The 15,965-nt window shown below is 68.0% G+C and carries 19 protein-coding genes; 13 read left to right on the top strand and 6 right to left on the bottom strand.

Annotated features, from left to right (window positions below; all coding sequences use genetic code 11):
- Position 1 precedes the first annotated feature (1 nt).
- Positions 2-460 (bottom strand): helix-turn-helix domain-containing protein, encoded by a 459-nt coding sequence (locus tag ABN028_RS19390; protein WP_349697553.1) that lies wholly within the window; start codon positions 458-460, stop codon positions 2-4.
- 179 nt (positions 461-639) lie between these two features.
- Between ABN028_RS19390 and ABN028_RS19385 the strand changes: the two genes are divergently transcribed.
- The 8 genes from ABN028_RS19385 to ABN028_RS19350 all read left to right on the top strand — a co-directional run bounded on the left by ABN028_RS19385 (position 640) and on the right by ABN028_RS19350 (position 7,489).
- Positions 640-2,115, top strand: a complete 1,476-nt coding sequence (locus ABN028_RS19385; RefSeq protein ID WP_349697552.1) for a DUF2079 domain-containing protein — start codon at positions 640-642, stop codon at positions 2,113-2,115.
- Positions 2,116-2,460: 345 nt separating this feature from the next.
- A complete protein-coding gene (locus ABN028_RS19380) occupies positions 2,461-2,781 on the top strand; it encodes a hypothetical protein (RefSeq protein WP_349697551.1) in 321 nt (106 codons plus the stop codon).
- Positions 2,782-2,918: 137 nt separating this feature from the next.
- Complete coding sequence (locus ABN028_RS19375) at positions 2,919-3,827, top strand: tyrosine-type recombinase/integrase (RefSeq protein ID WP_349697550.1); 909 nt, start codon at positions 2,919-2,921, stop codon at positions 3,825-3,827.
- Positions 3,828-3,837: 10 nt separating this feature from the next.
- Positions 3,838-4,479 (top strand): hypothetical protein, encoded by a 642-nt coding sequence (locus ABN028_RS19370; protein WP_349697549.1) that lies wholly within the window; start codon positions 3,838-3,840, stop codon positions 4,477-4,479.
- A 10-nt stretch (positions 4,480-4,489) separates the two neighbouring features.
- Positions 4,490-4,906 (top strand): hypothetical protein, encoded by a 417-nt coding sequence (locus ABN028_RS19365; protein WP_349697548.1) that lies wholly within the window; start codon positions 4,490-4,492, stop codon positions 4,904-4,906.
- A gap of 20 nt (positions 4,907-4,926) precedes the next feature.
- The gene (locus ABN028_RS19360) at positions 4,927-5,187 is read left to right on the top strand and encodes a hypothetical protein (RefSeq protein WP_349697547.1); all 261 of its coding nucleotides are present in this window, start codon (positions 4,927-4,929) and stop codon (positions 5,185-5,187) included.
- Between the two features lie 41 nt (positions 5,188-5,228).
- Positions 5,229-5,657: a hypothetical protein gene (locus ABN028_RS19355; RefSeq protein WP_349697546.1), complete on the top strand. Its 429-nt coding sequence runs from the start codon at positions 5,229-5,231 to the stop codon at positions 5,655-5,657.
- Entirely contained in the window at positions 5,645-7,489 is a 1,845-nt protein-coding gene (locus tag ABN028_RS19350; protein ID WP_349697545.1) for a hypothetical protein, read from the top strand. Before ABN028_RS19355 ends, ABN028_RS19350 begins: the two co-directional genes overlap by 13 nt.
- Before the next feature lie 51 nt (positions 7,490-7,540).
- Here ABN028_RS19350 and ABN028_RS19345 read toward each other — a convergent pair whose 3' ends face one another.
- From ABN028_RS19345 to ABN028_RS19325, 5 genes are all read right to left on the bottom strand, one after another.
- Positions 7,541-7,990, bottom strand: coding sequence for a zinc finger domain-containing protein (locus ABN028_RS19345; protein WP_349697544.1), 450 nt, complete (start codon positions 7,988-7,990; stop codon positions 7,541-7,543).
- Positions 7,987-9,072 (bottom strand): tyrosine-type recombinase/integrase, encoded by a 1,086-nt coding sequence (locus tag ABN028_RS19340; protein ID WP_349697543.1) that lies wholly within the window; start codon positions 9,070-9,072, stop codon positions 7,987-7,989. Before ABN028_RS19340 ends, ABN028_RS19345 begins: the two co-directional genes overlap by 4 nt.
- 76 nt (positions 9,073-9,148) lie before the next feature.
- The gene (locus tag ABN028_RS19335) at positions 9,149-9,292 is read right to left on the bottom strand and encodes a hypothetical protein (protein ID WP_349697542.1); all 144 of its coding nucleotides are present in this window, start codon (positions 9,290-9,292) and stop codon (positions 9,149-9,151) included.
- Positions 9,289-9,975: a hypothetical protein gene (locus tag ABN028_RS19330; protein ID WP_349697541.1), complete on the bottom strand. Its 687-nt coding sequence runs from the start codon at positions 9,973-9,975 to the stop codon at positions 9,289-9,291. The genes ABN028_RS19335 and ABN028_RS19330 overlap by 4 nt, the downstream gene beginning before the upstream one ends.
- Before the next feature lie 168 nt (positions 9,976-10,143).
- Positions 10,144-10,416: a hypothetical protein gene (locus tag ABN028_RS19325; protein WP_349697540.1), complete on the bottom strand. Its 273-nt coding sequence runs from the start codon at positions 10,414-10,416 to the stop codon at positions 10,144-10,146.
- A gap of 315 nt (positions 10,417-10,731) precedes the next feature.
- On the opposite strand from ABN028_RS19325, the gene ABN028_RS19320 reads away from it, so the two are divergent.
- From ABN028_RS19320 to ABN028_RS19300, 5 genes are all read left to right on the top strand, one after another.
- A complete protein-coding gene (locus ABN028_RS19320) occupies positions 10,732-11,769 on the top strand; it encodes a helix-turn-helix domain-containing protein (RefSeq protein ID WP_349697539.1) in 1,038 nt (345 codons plus the stop codon).
- Positions 11,766-12,350: an HD domain-containing protein gene (locus ABN028_RS19315; RefSeq protein WP_349697538.1), complete on the top strand. Its 585-nt coding sequence runs from the start codon at positions 11,766-11,768 to the stop codon at positions 12,348-12,350. Before ABN028_RS19320 ends, ABN028_RS19315 begins: the two co-directional genes overlap by 4 nt.
- Before the next feature lie 148 nt (positions 12,351-12,498).
- Entirely contained in the window at positions 12,499-12,843 is a 345-nt protein-coding gene (locus tag ABN028_RS19310; protein WP_349697537.1) for a hypothetical protein, read from the top strand.
- Between the two features lie 332 nt (positions 12,844-13,175).
- Positions 13,176-13,358 (top strand): hypothetical protein, encoded by a 183-nt coding sequence (locus ABN028_RS19305; protein ID WP_349697536.1) that lies wholly within the window; start codon positions 13,176-13,178, stop codon positions 13,356-13,358.
- A gap of 10 nt (positions 13,359-13,368) precedes the next feature.
- Positions 13,369-15,951 (top strand): phage portal protein, encoded by a 2,583-nt coding sequence (locus ABN028_RS19300; protein WP_349697535.1) that lies wholly within the window; start codon positions 13,369-13,371, stop codon positions 15,949-15,951.
- The last annotated feature ends 14 nt before the right edge of the window (positions 15,952-15,965 follow it).

Raw genomic sequence — 15,965 nt, 5'->3', positions numbered from 1 at the left:
GTCATACCCCTAGCTCTCGCGACAGCTTGGAGAGCTCGTCGGCAGCCTTCCTGCGCGCCTCGTCATCCTGGCGACGGTAGTTCAGGAGGGATTCCGCACGGACTCGCCGATGGCTGCCTACCTTCGTGTAGTCGATCTCGCCGGCCTCAAGGAGGCCGATCAGGAAGGGCCGGGACACGTTGAGCATGTCGGCGGCCTGCTGCGTGGTGAGCTCGGCGTGGACCGGGATGACGGACACGCCTCGCCCGGCGGCCATGTGGGCGAGGATGCGGGCAAGCAAGAGCACAGCCGCACGCGGCACTTCAAGCGTCTCGCTCCCATCTTCGACCTTCATATGGACCATTTCGTCGGACTTGTGCCGGTGAAGGTAGTCACGAATGTGCGGGAGTACCTCGTCGGCGGCTTCGATCTCGGTTCGCGCTGGTAGTACGCGCTCTACTGTGGCGGTGGTCGTGGTCATGGTGTTACCTCCCTTGCAACGCTTGCGCGCCTTCCCTCTGCAGGGGTAATCGCAGTATCCGCAATAAACGAATTAACCGCAAGGGGTTTGGCTGGATCCGGCGTGATCAACTGAGGTAGCCCCGCGTAACCGATCTTGCGCGGTGCGCGTTTATCCCCACGATGGACACACGGGGGAACGTGGCGCTCCAAGAGCGCGCCACGACACACAGGCGGACCGAACTCGCACCGGCCGTACGACACAAGATCGACGTCGCACTCATGGCGGCGCTCGCGGCAGCGGCGTACGCCGTACTCGGCTTGGTCAAGCTGCGGACGTTCCGGGCCACCACGTTCGATCTGGTCATCTTCGACCAGGCCGTACGCGGCTACGCCGGCTTCGGGCCGCCCACGGTCCCCGCCGTCGGCGTCTACCGCGGCCTCGGCCTGGACGCGCTCCAGCTCGCCGACCACTTCTCACCGATCCTCGCCGTGCTCGCGCCGCTGTACTGGCTCCACGACGGGCCCGTGACCCTGATCCTCGCCCAATCGCTGCTGCTCGCGGCCGCGATCCCCCCGCTCTGGCTGTTCACCCGCGCGAAGCTCGGCACGACGGCGGCGTATCTGGTCGTCGTGGCGTACGCGTCCTCCGGCGCCGTCGCCCAGGCTGCCGGGTTCGACTTCCACGAGGTGGCGTTCGTGCCCATCCTCACAGCGGTGACGATCGAGCGGTTCGAGCGCGGCAAGGCGTGGCACGGGGCGCTCGCGGCCGCCGCCCTGCTCCTGGTCAAGGAAGACATGGGGCTGCTGGTGGCGGGGTTCGGCTGCTACCTGCTCGCGACCCGGCGGTGGCGGTACGGCGCCGGCTTCGTCGCCGGAGGTGTCGGAGCCATCGCACTGATCCGCTACATCTTGACGCCGGCAGTGGGTGGTGACCCGGCCACGCACTGGACGTTCAATCATCTCGGCACGAGCGTCACCGGCCTGGTGAAGACCATGGTCACGGATCCGGGGCTGGTGCTGTCCACCCTCATCGACCCGGACGTGAAGGTCGACACCATGCTCGGGCTGGCCGGGCCGCTCGCGGTCGCCTGCCTTCTGTCGCCGCTGATCCTGCCCGCCGTGCCGCTGATCCTGGAGCGGATGCTGTCGGACCGGCCGTTCTGGTGGACCGACGACTACCAGTACAACGCGTTCATCATCGTCATCGTCATCTGCGCGGCCGTGGACGGCGCTGCCCGGTTCCAGCGGTGGGTGCAGAAGCGCAACGGGGGAGAGGGCCGGACGGTCGGGCTTGTGTGGGCGGCGGCGGTCTGCGGGATGTCGCTCGCGTTGACGCCGCAGAACTACTTCGGCCAGCTCGTCGAGCCGTCCTTCTACCGAGGTGACCAGGCCACGATCGAGGCGGCGAGGGCAGCGGTCGACGTGGTGCCGGACGGCGCGCTCGTGGAGGTAGCGAACCGGCTCGGTCCGGCCCTGACCAGCCGGGCGACGGTGCTGCTGTGGGAGCCAAGACCCCACGGAGCCCCGTGGGTGGTCGCTGACACCGGGAACATCTCGTACCCGTTCGGCTCGGTCGAGGATCAGCAGAAGCGGGTGCTCGACCTCAAGCACGCCGGCTACCGCATCGTCCACGAAGAAGGCAGCTACGTCGTTCTCCACCGTCTGGGCAGATGACATCCCGCCCATACGCCTCCTAGGTTGCCGGGATGACGACGGCCAACCCCACCCCCATCAGGACGGGCCAACCGCTGTACTGCGCCACGTGCCTCGGCCACGATGAGCTTGAGCCCGCCCTCGTGATGGTCACCGGTACCAGCTATTGCGGGGAGCATGGCTCCAGGCGAGTGCGCGAGCTGTGGAAGTGGAGTGCGGACGTGCTGGATCGTGAGCAGGAACGCACTCAGGAGCAGCTTCGCGAGGAGAACGAGAAGAGGGCGCGCAGGTCGTGGTGGCGCCGCCGCCGAGGCCCCAGACCGCTCTAGCCGAGAATAGTGGTATCAACGTTGTACCCTATGATGCGTGACTGAACTCGAAGACCTCCAAGCAATCAAGGCAGAACTTGCGACAACCCTTGCCCGCCTCGAACGACTGATCGGGGACATGGGTTCGGCTGGTGACGAAACTGCCGACGTAGCGAGCCTCGAACGAACCAGGGCCATCGAATGGGTCCTGGAACGACATGGGCAGCCGATGCGGCCCATAGAAATCTGGTCCGAGCTACAGGCGCTCGGTCGGAACGATCCCAAGATGGAGGTCCAGGTCACGACCTACGACCTCTGGAAGCGTGAGCGCATCGAAAAGGTGAGCCGCGGTCTATACCGAGCACTCACACGAACCTGAGCCGCGTGTTGCCGATAGCTGTGTCTCTTGGCAGGTCAGCTACCCGTGTGTTGCCGGTAGACCTGTCGGTGCGCCTGCTTACCATCGTGGCGGCGTTGCCGTTAGTGCCGGGCAACCGATCGCCAGGAGGCCCAGGGATGACCGCTACCGACCTCGACCCGCTCTCCGCCGCCGTCGACGGATGGGCCGTACGACTGCACCGCACCGGCCTCGCCGACTCCTCCAAGCGGGCGTACGAAGGCCAGGTGCGCGCATTCGCTGACTGGCTCGCCGGCCAGGACAAGCACGACCCGGCTGACCTTCTGACAGACCGGCACGTGCGGGACTACGCCGTCCGGGACTACCGGCGCTACCTCCTCGCCGAAAAGAACGCCGCCCCAAAGACGGTCAACTCGGCGCTCACCGCCATCTCCAACCTGTTCACGATGCTCGGGCTGGAGAAGCCTGACGTGCCGATGGCTGTCAACAGCAGGGAGCAGCACGCGCCGAAGGCTCTGTCCGAGGACCAGACGCGGGATGTGATGCGGGCGGCGGAGCGTCGCGGGCCGCGTGACCTGGCGATCGCCGCGACGCTTGTCGGCACCGGACTGCGCGTCTCCGAGCTCGCCGCGCTCGACCTTGACGACGTGTGGGTCACCGAGCGGAAGGGAGAGGTGCACGTCCGGGCGGGGAAGGGGGACCGGCCGCGCACGGTGCCGATGAACCCCCAGACCCAGAACGCCACCCGCCGCTGGCTGGCGCACCGTCCGTCCTGGACGAACGCCGACAGTGAGTCGGCCCTGTTCCTCGCCCGTGAGGGGCAGCGGCTCGCCCCACGGTCGGTGCACCACGCCGTGCAGCAGATCGGCCGCGCGGCTGGCGTGCCCGCCCTGGCGCCGCACGTTCTGCGGCACACGTTCGGAACGCTCCTGACCCGCGCCGGAGTCGACGTCGTCCTCATCGCCGAACTGATGGGGCACGCCGACATCAACACGACCCGGATCTACTCCCGCCCGACCCGCGAAGCGATGGACTCCGCGGTCGACCTCATCCACATCGACTACTGAGAGGCCCACGATGACCGAGGGGCTACGCGACTCGATCGCCGAACACGCCATGAAGTGGGCGGGTGCGGTTCCCGACGACCGGGCAGGTGAAGGCAACCCGTCTGGCCGGATTGTCGTGGAGGTCGCCGGCCAGGAACCCTTCGCGCTCGACCTCAACCCCTCCCAGCTGTTCAGCCTCCTGTGGATGTTCATGGACGGCTACCGGAAGGAGCGGGTCCAGGCTGAGCGGGACGCTCTCGCCAAGGAGATGACCGCGCAGATCGTGAAAGTGGCGCGGGAGAATCGGATCGTCGGCGACGTCATCGCCGACGCGCTCCACATGGCTGCGAAGCGGCTCTACCATCCGTGGTACCTCGTGGCCGGCCGCCCCGGCTCGTGGGAGGCAGGCATCGTCATGGAGATGGCCGCGGACGGCGAGGACACCACCGACGCGGACACGGTTGCCCTGCGGGACCTGTTCGTCCGCATGGGGGAGCAGCGGCTCGACGGCGGCGACTTCCTGTCCCTTGCGCTCGGTGAGGCCGCTACCGAGATCAAGAGTCTCGGCACCCTCGCCCAGGGTGTCTGGGCGGATCGCATCGACAACATCGGCGGGCAGTACGCCTCCGACGAGGCACGCGCCGGCTCAACGCAGTTCGGACGATGGAACTGAGGAGACCAAGATGAGTGTTCTTGCGAAGCTGCAGCGGAGGAGTCCGGGCCGGAGGTACGGCAGGAGCCGCGACCGGATCCTGCAGAAGGCGGCCGGCGTCTCCCGCGTCGAAATCATCTGTGACACCGACACCTGGCACTTCATCACCAAGAGAGCGAGGTGCTGTGCCGGGGCACAAGTTGACCAGGAGGACTCCACGATGGTCCGCGGCCGCGTGTCCGGGCCAGACCTCGTCGACCTGCTCGTCACCCTCGGAGACGGAAGCCGGGGCGGTGTCCTCGCGAACTGGCCCGAGGACATGCGCGCGATCGCTGGCCGCGTCTACGACATCGTCGCCGAGGCAGTACAAGCCGTCGACTTGGACTCCAAGGACGGCAAGCGGCTGCCGCCGATCGAGATAGACCACCGCGTCGCGGACGCGGGATAGAGAAAGAGGGGGACCCCGCTATGGTCCGAACACTGCTAGTCCTCGCCGCCGTCGTCGCGGCCGAGTTCGTCCTACTGAGCAACGCCGACGTGACCGCGAGGGACACAACCATCGCGATCCTCGTCGGCCTGGCCGTGGTACTCGCGGTGGCCGCGAACCGGTTCTTGAACTTCCTGACCCGCCCCACGTGGCCGCCGCAGAACAGCTGGGAGCGGTTCTTCGCGCGGCGCCATGCCCGCATCGCTGAGGCCGAGCACCGGAAGTACGCGCTCGAAGACTGACCGCGCGACGTTAGGCCATGGCTCCGCGTACCACCGGGGCCATGGCCAAACCCACCGTGCCTGACCGGATCGTTCTCGAGCGCGACGCCGACGAGAACGTTTCCCTCACCCTTGACGGCGTGCCCCTCCCGTGGGCCATCAGCGCCGACGACCCGATCGAAGTCCGCATCGACCGCGGCTCCGCGCCCGGTGTTCGCTTCACCCTCGTCGCCTGCGAGCTCGAGGTGCAAGACCGCCGCTTCCCAATTGGTTCGATGGGGGAACACTCCCCGGAGAGGGCGGCTTCGCCGTTGGAGGCGGCGGCGAAGCTCGCCCCGAACCATCCCGCGCTGCGTTGGTGGCCGGCGAACGACGCCCACCAGCACAGACGCAGCCCCGGCGGTGAGGACACCACGGCCTGCGGGATGCCCGGCCCGCTGTTCCTCGCTGACGCGACCGCGCCCCGCTGCGACAACGGATGCTGGGACTAGCCCAACCCACGGCGCCGGCGGCAGCGGCCCGCGACGTCACCGGCCGCCAGGGCGTGAAGTCCCGCGAGGCGGCCCGGATCGTCTCCGACCTACTGGCAGCTCCCGTCCCGGCCCGGCGGAGCTTCCTGACGTCCATCAAGCCGGGGGAGATGGCGTTCATCCTGCAGGAGGCGCAGCGCGTCACCGGCAGCCTCTACGGCCTATGGCATGACACACCGTCCGGGTTCGTCGAAGACGTCCTCGGCGAGACTCTGTGGGGGCTGCAGAAGCAGGTCATCGACGCCATCGCCATCCCCGGCATCAAGCGTGTTGTCGTCCCCGCCGCGTTCGGCGTCGGTAAGACCTATCTCGCCGGCCGGATGGTCGCGTGGGCGGGCGCGGTGAACCCTGTCGGTTCCATGGTCATCGTGACGACTGCGACCCGGATGCGGCAGGTCAGCAACCAGCTGTGGCCGCACATCAAGACGGCCGTGGCGAAGGGGAACATCCACGGGGGCGAGACCGACCAGGTGCAGTGGAAGGCCAAGGACCAGTACGGCAACGACGTCCGCATTGCGTACGGCTTCACCGCCCCTGAACATGACGAGGCTGCGATGCAAGGGGTTCACGGGACCCCTCGTCTGCTGCTGGTCGTCGACGAGGCCGGCGGTATCGCACCGCTCATCGGCGCCGGCACGAACAACCTGCTGACCGGTGACGCGAAACTGTTGGCGATCGGTAACCCGGCCATGGACACGCAAGGGTCGTGGTTCGAGAAGGTGACGCTGGAGGGGGAGTCGGGGGAGGAGCCGACTACCCGGGCCATTCGCATTTCGGCGCTGGACTCGCCCGGCATCACCGGGGAGCCGACACCGGTCTGCCGGGCGTGTGTGCCGAACATCGACGGGCACACCATCGCCGGGGGTGTGCCGTCGCACCTGCCGGACCGGGACTGGCTGAACCGGACGCTGCGGGACTACGGCGTGATCGTCCCAGCGGACGCGCCACTGCACGAGGTCGCCGAGGCGGCGCGGGACTCCCACCCGTACATCGTCGCGAAGGTGATGGCGGAGTTCCCGAAGGGCACCGGGAACCAGGTCATGCCGGCGTCGTGGGTGGAGGCCGCCGAGCTCGCCGAGGACCCAACCGGCGAAGGCTACGTCCGGCCGTGTGATCTCGGCCTGGCCGATGAGACGGACACGTTCACGGTGAAGCGTGGCGCGTGGATCCGCCTCGGTGTCGACGTCGCCGCAGACGGCGGGGACGAGTTCGCCGTCTACCGCGCGATCGGTGACGTCGTGCACCAGGTCCACTCCTCGTCCGGGGCGCAGAACGCGGATCCGGTGGTGGTGGGGGAGAAGGTGCTCGACCAGATCGACCGGGCGCAGAAGCTCGCCGACGCGCTCGGCACTGAGGCGAAGGTCCGGGTGAAGGTCGACGGGAACGGTCTCGGCTGGGGTGTGGTCGGGAACCTGCAGCGGTGGGGCAAGAACGACCGGCACAAGGCGGAGATCGTCAACGTCATGGTGTCGGAGTCGTGCGAGCTCGAGGACGAGGGTGCGGTGATGCGGCCGTACCGGAAGCGGGACGAACTGTGGCTCGCCGGCCGGTTCCTGATGCAGCCTGACCCCTCGACCGGGTTCGGGCGGCTCCGGCTGCGGGTGGATCAGACGTGCAAGGTGCAGATGTCCCTGCCGAAGCTGGGCAACAACGCGCAGGGGTACACGGTGGTGGAGTCGAAGAAGTCGATGCGGGCCCGTGGTGTCTCGTCGCCGGACCGGGCGGAGGCGGCGCTGCTGGCGCTGTACGAGCCGATCCCGTTGAAGCGGCGCCGCCGGGGACTCCTCAACTGAGACTCGAACGGTCGAACGGTCGAACGCTCGAACAACTGGGAGCAGCGGCGGCTAATTTGGCTGCGATTGGCCGCTGGTAGCCGCTCGGTAGCGGTCGGCGTGGTCGTGGACACCCTTGGGCCCGCTGCTGCCGTTCGGCCCCTTGGTCCGGCACACCGTTCCGGCCGCTGACCCGCAGTACGGACAGTCAACCTTGATGGCGAGCTCGTGGCGGCGCACAGCCTCGGCGTACGCCGCCTCGTTCCGCGCCCTGCGCTTCTCGTCCGTCTCGCGAATGTCGTGGCAGACCTCGCCGAACTTGTTGACGGCCAGGAGCATCGTGCTGACGTCGCCCTGCTCGATGAGCTCGTGGAGGAGCGCGGCGAGTGTGGCGGCGTACTCCGCGCCGTTCTGGAAGTCGTAGTAGTTCCTGGCGTGGTGTTCGGAGCTCTCGATGATGCGGTCGACGTCGCGACCCAGCTGGAACAGTTCGGCAGGCTTCAAGTCGGAGGTGTCGGTCACTCGTTCTCCTTGGGTGGGTGGGGCATGCGGAGGGTAGCGCCGCCGTCGAGGCGGGCGTCGGCTGCCGTCCTGGCGTTGGCCTCGGCGGTGCGCCAGATGACGTCGAGGACGTGGGTGGGGGAGTTGGCGTCGGCCGACGCCTCCCGGATGTAGCGCGCGGTCGTGTCGAAGTTGGCGTGCGCTGCCATCTGCTGGATTCTCCGTTCCGCCACGCCGTTCGCGGCCGCGGTGGTGATTGCGGCGACGCGCATCATGTGGGGGGAGAGCTTCGCCATGGAGGCTTCGTCGACGCCGATGGCCCTCAGCTTCTTCCACGCTGACACCCGGTCCATCGGCGTGCCGTTCTTGGTCCTGAACATCCACCCCTCGGTGCGGCCCTCGTGCTCGGCCATGGCCAGGATCGCGTTGCGGACGCCGTCCGGGATGGTCACCCAGTCGTCCTTGTTGCGCTTCCGCTCGACCATGATCCGCCAGTAGGTGCGGCCGTCCTCGTGGTTGTGGTGCTGCTGGAGGCCTTCCAGCCTCATGCTGAGGGCTTCGCTGATCCGAACTCCGGTGGCGGCGAGCAGCAGGACCAGGGCGTACGTGCGGGGCCCGTCCTTGCGGGCGGCTTGGAGCACAGCGCCGCCGTCCGCCTGGGACACTCCTGGCGTCTTCCCGATGGGCTGGACTGTGGGCGGCTTCACCTTCGCGGCCGGGTCCTTGTCGATGTAGTCGGCGCTGGCGCAGTAGTCGTAGAAGCTCCGCAGGACGGTGATCGCCTTCTTGGCGCTGGCGGTCGACACCTTCGGGCTGACGATCAAGTGCCGGCGGTAGGCGTCGATCGCGGTCCTGTGCACGTTGAGGACGCCCACGTTGGGTGCCTCGCCCTTGAGCCAGGCGATGAACTTGCGCAGCTCGCGCGAGTACACCTCACGTGTGGGGTCTGATGGGAGTGACAGGAGCCATTCGCCGACGACGTGCTTGAGGTCGTCCGCGTACGGGTCTACGAGCGGGTCCAGGTAGGTGGCGGTGTGACGCGTAGCCGGCTGCAGGCTGTGCTGCACGACGGGTACGAGGGCGCTCTCAGAGGTCGGTTCCACCGCTCAAACGTATGCAACAGAATCCAAGTTCTGTTGTATCAGGGGTGGTGTTTTGCAAGATCATCTTTAGGGGGAGTCAGTCACCCTGAAGATGGGTGCAGGCGGGCGGATCGCAGTCCACGACCCGGAACGAATGCCGCTCCGGCCACGCCGCCGACACCACAGCCGCGCAGATGGCCAGCAACACCACCGCGAGGATGACCTTCTTCCTGGTCGTCATCGCTCGCCCCCGTCAACTGCCTGCTGAATCGTCAGGCGTTCCCAACCGCCTGTGTCGTCGCGGTACTCCTCGTGGAGCAGCCTGTAGCGACCCTGCCGGAGTTCGGCCAAGCCTTCCACCGCGTCATGGGCGCCGTGTGCATCCACGAAGTATTCGACCGGGCACACCGGAAACGGGCAGTCGGCAGGGTGCTCGATCACGTACAGGCGCTTCGGCAGCTTCGGCGCCTTCTTCTCGTGACGCCAAGCCCGATCCCCTCCACCCCTGGTAGCGGACCCGGCCCCCGGAGCTTTGACCGTCCAGCACGCGACGCCAAGCTCGTTCGGGTTGCCTTCGCGCCCTTCGATCTCGACCTCGTCGACGACGATGATCGTGTGCCGGTCGTCAACGAAGTTGGGCGGCGGCTCCTCCTCTGCGTCCTCGGGCTGCGCTTTCTCTCCGGTGAGGTAGTCGGCGTAGCGCACGTCGGGGTCGCCCTCGTCGCCCTCGTCGAGGTCGTCTTCGTCCTCGGGCGGGTTCGTCATGGCGAACAGCACCCGCTGCAACAGGCCGCCCAGGTGGAGCGACGCGAACGTCTGCGCAGCCGGCCAGTCGCCGCTATCCGCGTACTCCCGAGCGCGTATCTCGTCGGCGTTCCCGGGCCGGGTCCACCCTTCTGGCTCGGTCGGCTCGTGCTCACCCATTGATTTCCCCATGTCGTCCATGCCGAAGTATGGGCTGGCGGGATGCCTGATCGTGTCGAATTACGCCGTGTCGGCTAGGCGTAGAGCCGGAGCGCGACGACCGCCAGCAAGCCAATGAGAGCCCACGCGATACCCGCAGCCACCCGCCAGGCGATGGCTGACCGGGAGCTACGCGGCTCTGGTGGCGTCGCCGGCATCGTCGTGCATGGTGCGGAGCATCTGCCGGCCTTGCTGGAATCCGTCTGACACGTCCGCGAGAGCCTTCACGGTCTCGTAGATCGGTGACAGAACCGTCGGGTCGACACCGAGGCGGGTTTCCGCGTCGCGTGCGAACGCCACCACTCCCCCAGCGAGATCCACGAACGTCGACGTCAGCGCCAGGAGGGCCTGGTCGAGCTCGGCGCGGGTCTGAGGCTTGCTGGTCAGTGCGTCCAGGTCCATGGGATGTCCTGCTCCTCCGACGAGCCGTCCTGTGGGGCGGGTGAAGCCGCGGTGTCAGCTCTACGACCGCGGCCCCACCCAGTCATCGGGTGCCAGGAAGATTGGCTGCTGTGGCTGTGGGGTCAAGCCCAACGACCCGTCGCTCTCCGAGTCCTCGCCTTGACACTTCGGCGCTACATCTGACTTATGCTGAACGCTACGGGTATACGTTTTCGACGGGGAGTGACTGTGAGTCCACGTTCAGGGCCGGGGAAGCGCCTCAACGGCGCAAACGGGTCCGCAGTGGGGACTGCCAGTCCCACCCCGGGTGGCGGGGTGGTCGCTGGCAGGGTCCTGCGTGCCCTGCGCGACGGGACCGGGGCGTCTCGGGAGTCGTTCGCGGAGAACCTCGGCGTCGATCCGGACACGGTGAAGTCGTGGGAGACCGGAAAACGGCCGCTGGGCAACGCCAGGGCACACACGGTGCGGATGATCGGGCGGGAACTGCTCCGTGGCGGCGCTGAGACCGGCGGTGTGCAGCTGCTGGAGACAGCGATGGACGCTGACGGGTTCCTGGCGGACGTGTGGGCCGGCTCGGACCCCGCCCGGTGGCTCCTGGCCGGTGTTGTCGGCACCCGGGAGTTGTTCGACCTGGTTGCGTGGCCGCTGACGGGCGCCCCACCGGTCGCGTTGAAGGATCTGGTCGGCGACGACCACTCCCCCACGTTCCGCCCGGCAGAGCAGGCGCACTTCTACGACGCATTGCGCGATGGGGCGGACAATCCGGCCGGTGGTGTGCTGCTGAGGAGGCAGGCGTACTTCCTGTCGTCTCGTGACACGCGCACCCAGACCCGGGATTGGCTCGCGCAGACTGAACGGGCCGGGCTGAGGCAGGTTTCGGGTGATCCGTGGCCGTCCGGGTGGGTCACACACCGGTCGTTGGCTGTTGCGAGGGCCTGCCAGGGTGACCCGGACCTGCTGCGGGCGTTCATCGGCTCCCAGGTCGCCGGGGACGACCGGGCGGAGATGGCGAACCTCGTGTACTGGTGCTACTGGGTCGCTTCCGGTGGACAGGCCGCGTCGGACGAGTTCATGGCGAAGGCTTCGCCAGCCCAGTTGCACGTCAAGACGCTCCTCGAGCACCTGGCCGTGCAGCTGCACGGCGACAACCCCTACATCGACCTGTCGGCGTACTCGGTGGAATCGCTGGTGCGTCGCTACCCCAGAGCGCTGCTTGGTGACCGCAAACTGGCAGGCAGCCTCGCCGGCAGCGCTGAGCGGTTGCTGTCCAGTGGCCCCGAATTCCCGTTGACCCATCGCGCGTTGGACCGCATCGTCTTCGCCGCACGCATTGCCCAGGAGGAAACTGCATGACGAACCCTGACTGCGCGCTCGCCGTCTTCGTGTACGAGGTCGGCTACCTGAAAAGTGTGCCGCGTACGGGATGGGCGGTCGGCGGGGTTCAGGGGCGCCTTGAGTCGGTTGCCGAGCACTCGTTCCGCACGGGTCACCTGGCTCACGTGATCGCGCTGGCTGAGGGCGGCAACGCTGATCGTGCCGCCGTGCTCGGCCTGTACCACGATGTTCCCGAGACGCGGACGGGTGACATCCCGCACCTTGGGCGGCGCTACCTCACCGCCGCCGAGGCGGAGGGGATCATCAAGGACCAGACCGTTGACCTGCCGGAGATCGTCGCCGGCCCGATCCGCGATGCCGTTGTCGAGTTCGAGGCGCAGCAGACGGCGGAGGCCCGGTACGCGCGGGAGGCTGACAAGCTGGAGTGCCTGGCGCAGGCGCGGCAGTATCAGATCGGCGGGGCGCAGGACATCGACACGTGGATCGAGTCGTCGGTGAAGGCGCTGCAGGGTGCGTCACCGACCGCCCAGCTGTTGGCGGAGCAGTTGCAGGCCACTCCCCCGGGCACCTGGTGGCGCAACGCGCAGAACGGCGTCTAACACACACCACGCGACATTAGAGCCGCGTAACCCATACCTTCCGGCCGGCGTTAACTTTGACGAGAACCCGGCCTGCGGGCGGCCCGTGAACTGGGGATTTCGCTGAGAGGCGACGTCACTGGCACACATCACGGGAGGGAGCCCCACCTTGCCGCAGCAAACCCCGCCGGACGGCAACCTTGACCATGACTGGATCGTGGCCGCCGAGGTCCGCGTAGACAGGAAGGTCGCGAAGCACGCGAACCTGCGAGGCAGTTTCCGCACCAACGAAGGTCAACGCATCGACGCCCTGGAGACGTACTGCCGGGCATGCAAACGGCCGTGGGACGACGTAGCCGACGAACCGTGCTCGGCGCTGATCAACAACGAACACCTGCGGGGCGGCCCGATCGGTGAGCGGGCGAAACGGAAGGTCTACGACCCGGTCGGAATCGTCATCGCCGGCCAGCCGATCAGCCGGTACGGCGTGGACGCGTATGTCGGCATCGACTGAACCGCCCTCCAACAGCCGCCGCGCCATCCGCCGGGCCCGCATCACAGCAGATCCGTCGCTCGCCCCACACGGCAAAGAGTCGACGTACGTGAACTGGGGATGCCCGTGCACACCATGCAAGCGGGCACACGCCGAGGCTGGGATGGAATACCGGCGGAAGCGGGCGCGGCGGCTACGGGAGAACCCCGACCTGCCAGTCCAGCACGGCAAGCCCGGAACCTACTCCAACTGGGAGTGCCGCTGCCCGCCGTGCACGGCAGCACACACCGTCGCGTCACACCACAAGGTCAGCCCGCGACGCTAGACGCACGGGACCCATAGCGTCCCGCGGCGTGACCACTCCCTCCACGGATCAGCTGCGCATCTTCCGTGACGTCGCAGGACTCGTCCTCGCCTTATCCGGGTTGATAGGGCTCGGTGTGGTCGCGTTCGTCGTTCATCCGTTGTTCGGCTGCACCGTGCTCTCTTTGATGGCCGTGGGTGTCGGCGGCTGGCTCGCAACCGGCAAGGCGTAAGGGGCGGCCAGTGGCAGGCCGACGCAGATTCCTCCCGGGCCTTCGGGAGAAGGTGGCCGGCGCGACGGAGCAGAAGTCTCTGCTCTCGACGTCGGGGGTGATGCAGCCGATCGTCCTCGGCGGCGCCGGATCCGGGATGCGGTACGGGTGGGAGGACCGGGCCGCAGGCTGGGACCTGGAGAAGGCCGTCGCCGAGGGGTTCGAGCGTGAGGTGTGGGTGTTCCGCGCCATCCAGGCGATCTCGGGGCACGCGTCACGGCTGCCGTTCGGCATCGGCCGGAACATGGTCGACGGGGAGTACCAGGAGACGCTGGAGGACCATCCGCTGCTGCGGGTGATGAACAAGCGGGCCAACCCGATCGAGACCGGCCGCATGTTTCGCAAGCGGCTGTCGGCGCAGTTCCTGCTCTCGAAGCGTGGCGTGTTCGTCGAGGTCACCAAGTCGAGGGCGGGCCGGATCGCGCGGCTGGACCTGCTACCTCCGGAGCGGGTCATCCCGACACCGGACCCTGGCGGAGACTACATCGCCTTCTTCGAGTTCCACGAGCGGGACGGAGAGGTCCGGGAGATTCCGCCGGAGCGGATCCGGTGGATCCGGGACCCGCACCCGACCGACCCGTTCTCGTCGGTGACGCCGCTGGAGGCGGCAGGGATCTCCGTGGACATGGACATCCTGTCCCGGCTGTTCAACGTGTCGTTCATCCGCAACGACGCCCGGCCCGGTGGTGTCCTCGGTATCGACGCCGACGGCATCGACGACGACGAGATGAAGCGGATCGAGTCTCGGCTGCTGCCGGGCCCGGAGAACGCGGGGAAGATCGCCGCGATCGGTACCGGCCCGGGGGGCATGAGCTACGTCGACACGGCTGCGAAGCCGCGTGACATGTCGTACGAACACACCTCGATCAACGCGAAGAACGAGATCCTGTCCGCGTTCGGGGTGCCGGAGTCGATCGCCGGGAACGCCTCGGAGCGCACCTACGCGAACGCGGAGCAGGAGGCGTTCAACTTCTGGGCCGAGACGATGCTCCCGCACCTGGAGATGATCGCCTCACCGTTCGACCCGGACATCGACGACGTGTGGGACCCGTTCATCGACACGTCGTCGATCGAGGTGCTGGAGCTTCCCCGGCGGAAGCGGCGGGAGGAGGCCCGGCAGGAGTTCAAGGACGGGCTCATCTCCATCGACGAGTACCGCAAGGACGCCAAGCGGGACCTGTACGACAACGCCCACTCCCGGGCACTGTGGATCTCGCCGTCGAAGGCGCCGGTACCGAAGGAACCGTCGGACGCGGAGGCGCTGGGCATCCTTCCGACTGGCGGACCCGGGGAGGGCGGCCCACCAGCCGAGGGTGGGATGCCCGGGTCGGGCGGGCAGCCACCTGCACCGACCGAACCCGACGCCGGTACGGCCATCGACGCGGTGCATGAGGCGCGCGGCGGGGACGGCACAGCGGCGGATGCGGTGCAGGAAGCCCGCGGCGACGTCGCCGGCGGCACGGCTGCCGACAGCGTGTTCGCGGCGCGTGGCGGGACGGCAGCGGGCAGCGCCGAGTCGGCTGTCAACGCGGCCCGCGCCGGGGTCGACACGGTCGGGGCTCCTGGAGCAGCGTCGGCGGCCGTCGACGCGGCCCGGACGATGGAGACGAAAGCTGCCAGCCCGTTCGTCGAGTACGACCCTGGCGAGGACGAGGCACGCCGGCTGGAGATCGCGTGCGCCGCGGCGTTGGATGCGCTGCTGGCTCGGCAGGCCGGTGTCGTCGCCGCCAAGCTCGACTCGCCGAAGACGAGGAAGGGCACCCGCTACTGGCAGCCTGACTCCCCCACCGACACTCGAGGCGGGGACAAGCCGATCGACCCGGGAAGGGTCGTTGACGAGGACCGGTGGGTGCAGGCGACCTCGGAGGCGTTGCAGCCGATCGTCGAACCCGCTGCTGCCGAGGCTGGCGCTGGGCTGCTGGCAGCACTGGCCGCGGCTGGTGTCCTAGCCGGCGGTGCCGCTGCGGGCGCCGGCCTGGCCGGGCAGGCGGCGCAGACATCTGCCAGCACGATCCTTTCGGCGCTGACCATCGCCGGAGAGGCGACGAGAGAGCTGCTGGAGGAACTCGCCAAGGCGATCGTCGCGGCGCAGCTGGTGCCGATCGGTCTGGACGAGTTGCAGGCGGTGGTGCGGCAGTTCTACCTGGCCCGGTCGCGAGGGTTCGCCGAGAGTGTGGCGACGACGGTCGCGCAGGCCGTTGTGAACGGCGCCCGCGATGCGGTTGCGGAGTCGTTGACCCCGGTGCCGGAGTTGGGCAGCGACGTCGACGTGGTCGACGACATGGTGGGCATCGTCCGGTTGTGGCGGACACGCGGCGACGAGAATGTGCGGCCGGCGCACCAGGAGCTGGCCGGGCAGATACGGCCGATCGGTGAACCGTTCATCGTCGACGACTTCCCACTCCGCTACCCCGGTGACCCCCTCGGACCCCCGTCCCTCGTGCGCCATTGTCGTTGCTGGCTGGCATATAGAGCGACCGCGACGGGCAGGTTCGTTCCCGCACCGCCAGGTGAGGTCAGGTCGGAGCGTTCCAGGCTCGCGGGGGCGCGTTGAGGCCGCGACCTTAG

This window comes from Actinopolymorpha sp. B17G11 (genome assembly GCF_040196095.1).
Classification (GTDB): domain Bacteria; phylum Actinomycetota; class Actinomycetes; order Propionibacteriales; family Actinopolymorphaceae; genus Thermasporomyces.
The sequence above is the reverse complement of the archived record's forward strand: the minus strand, read 5'-3'. Positions and strand labels throughout refer to the sequence as shown.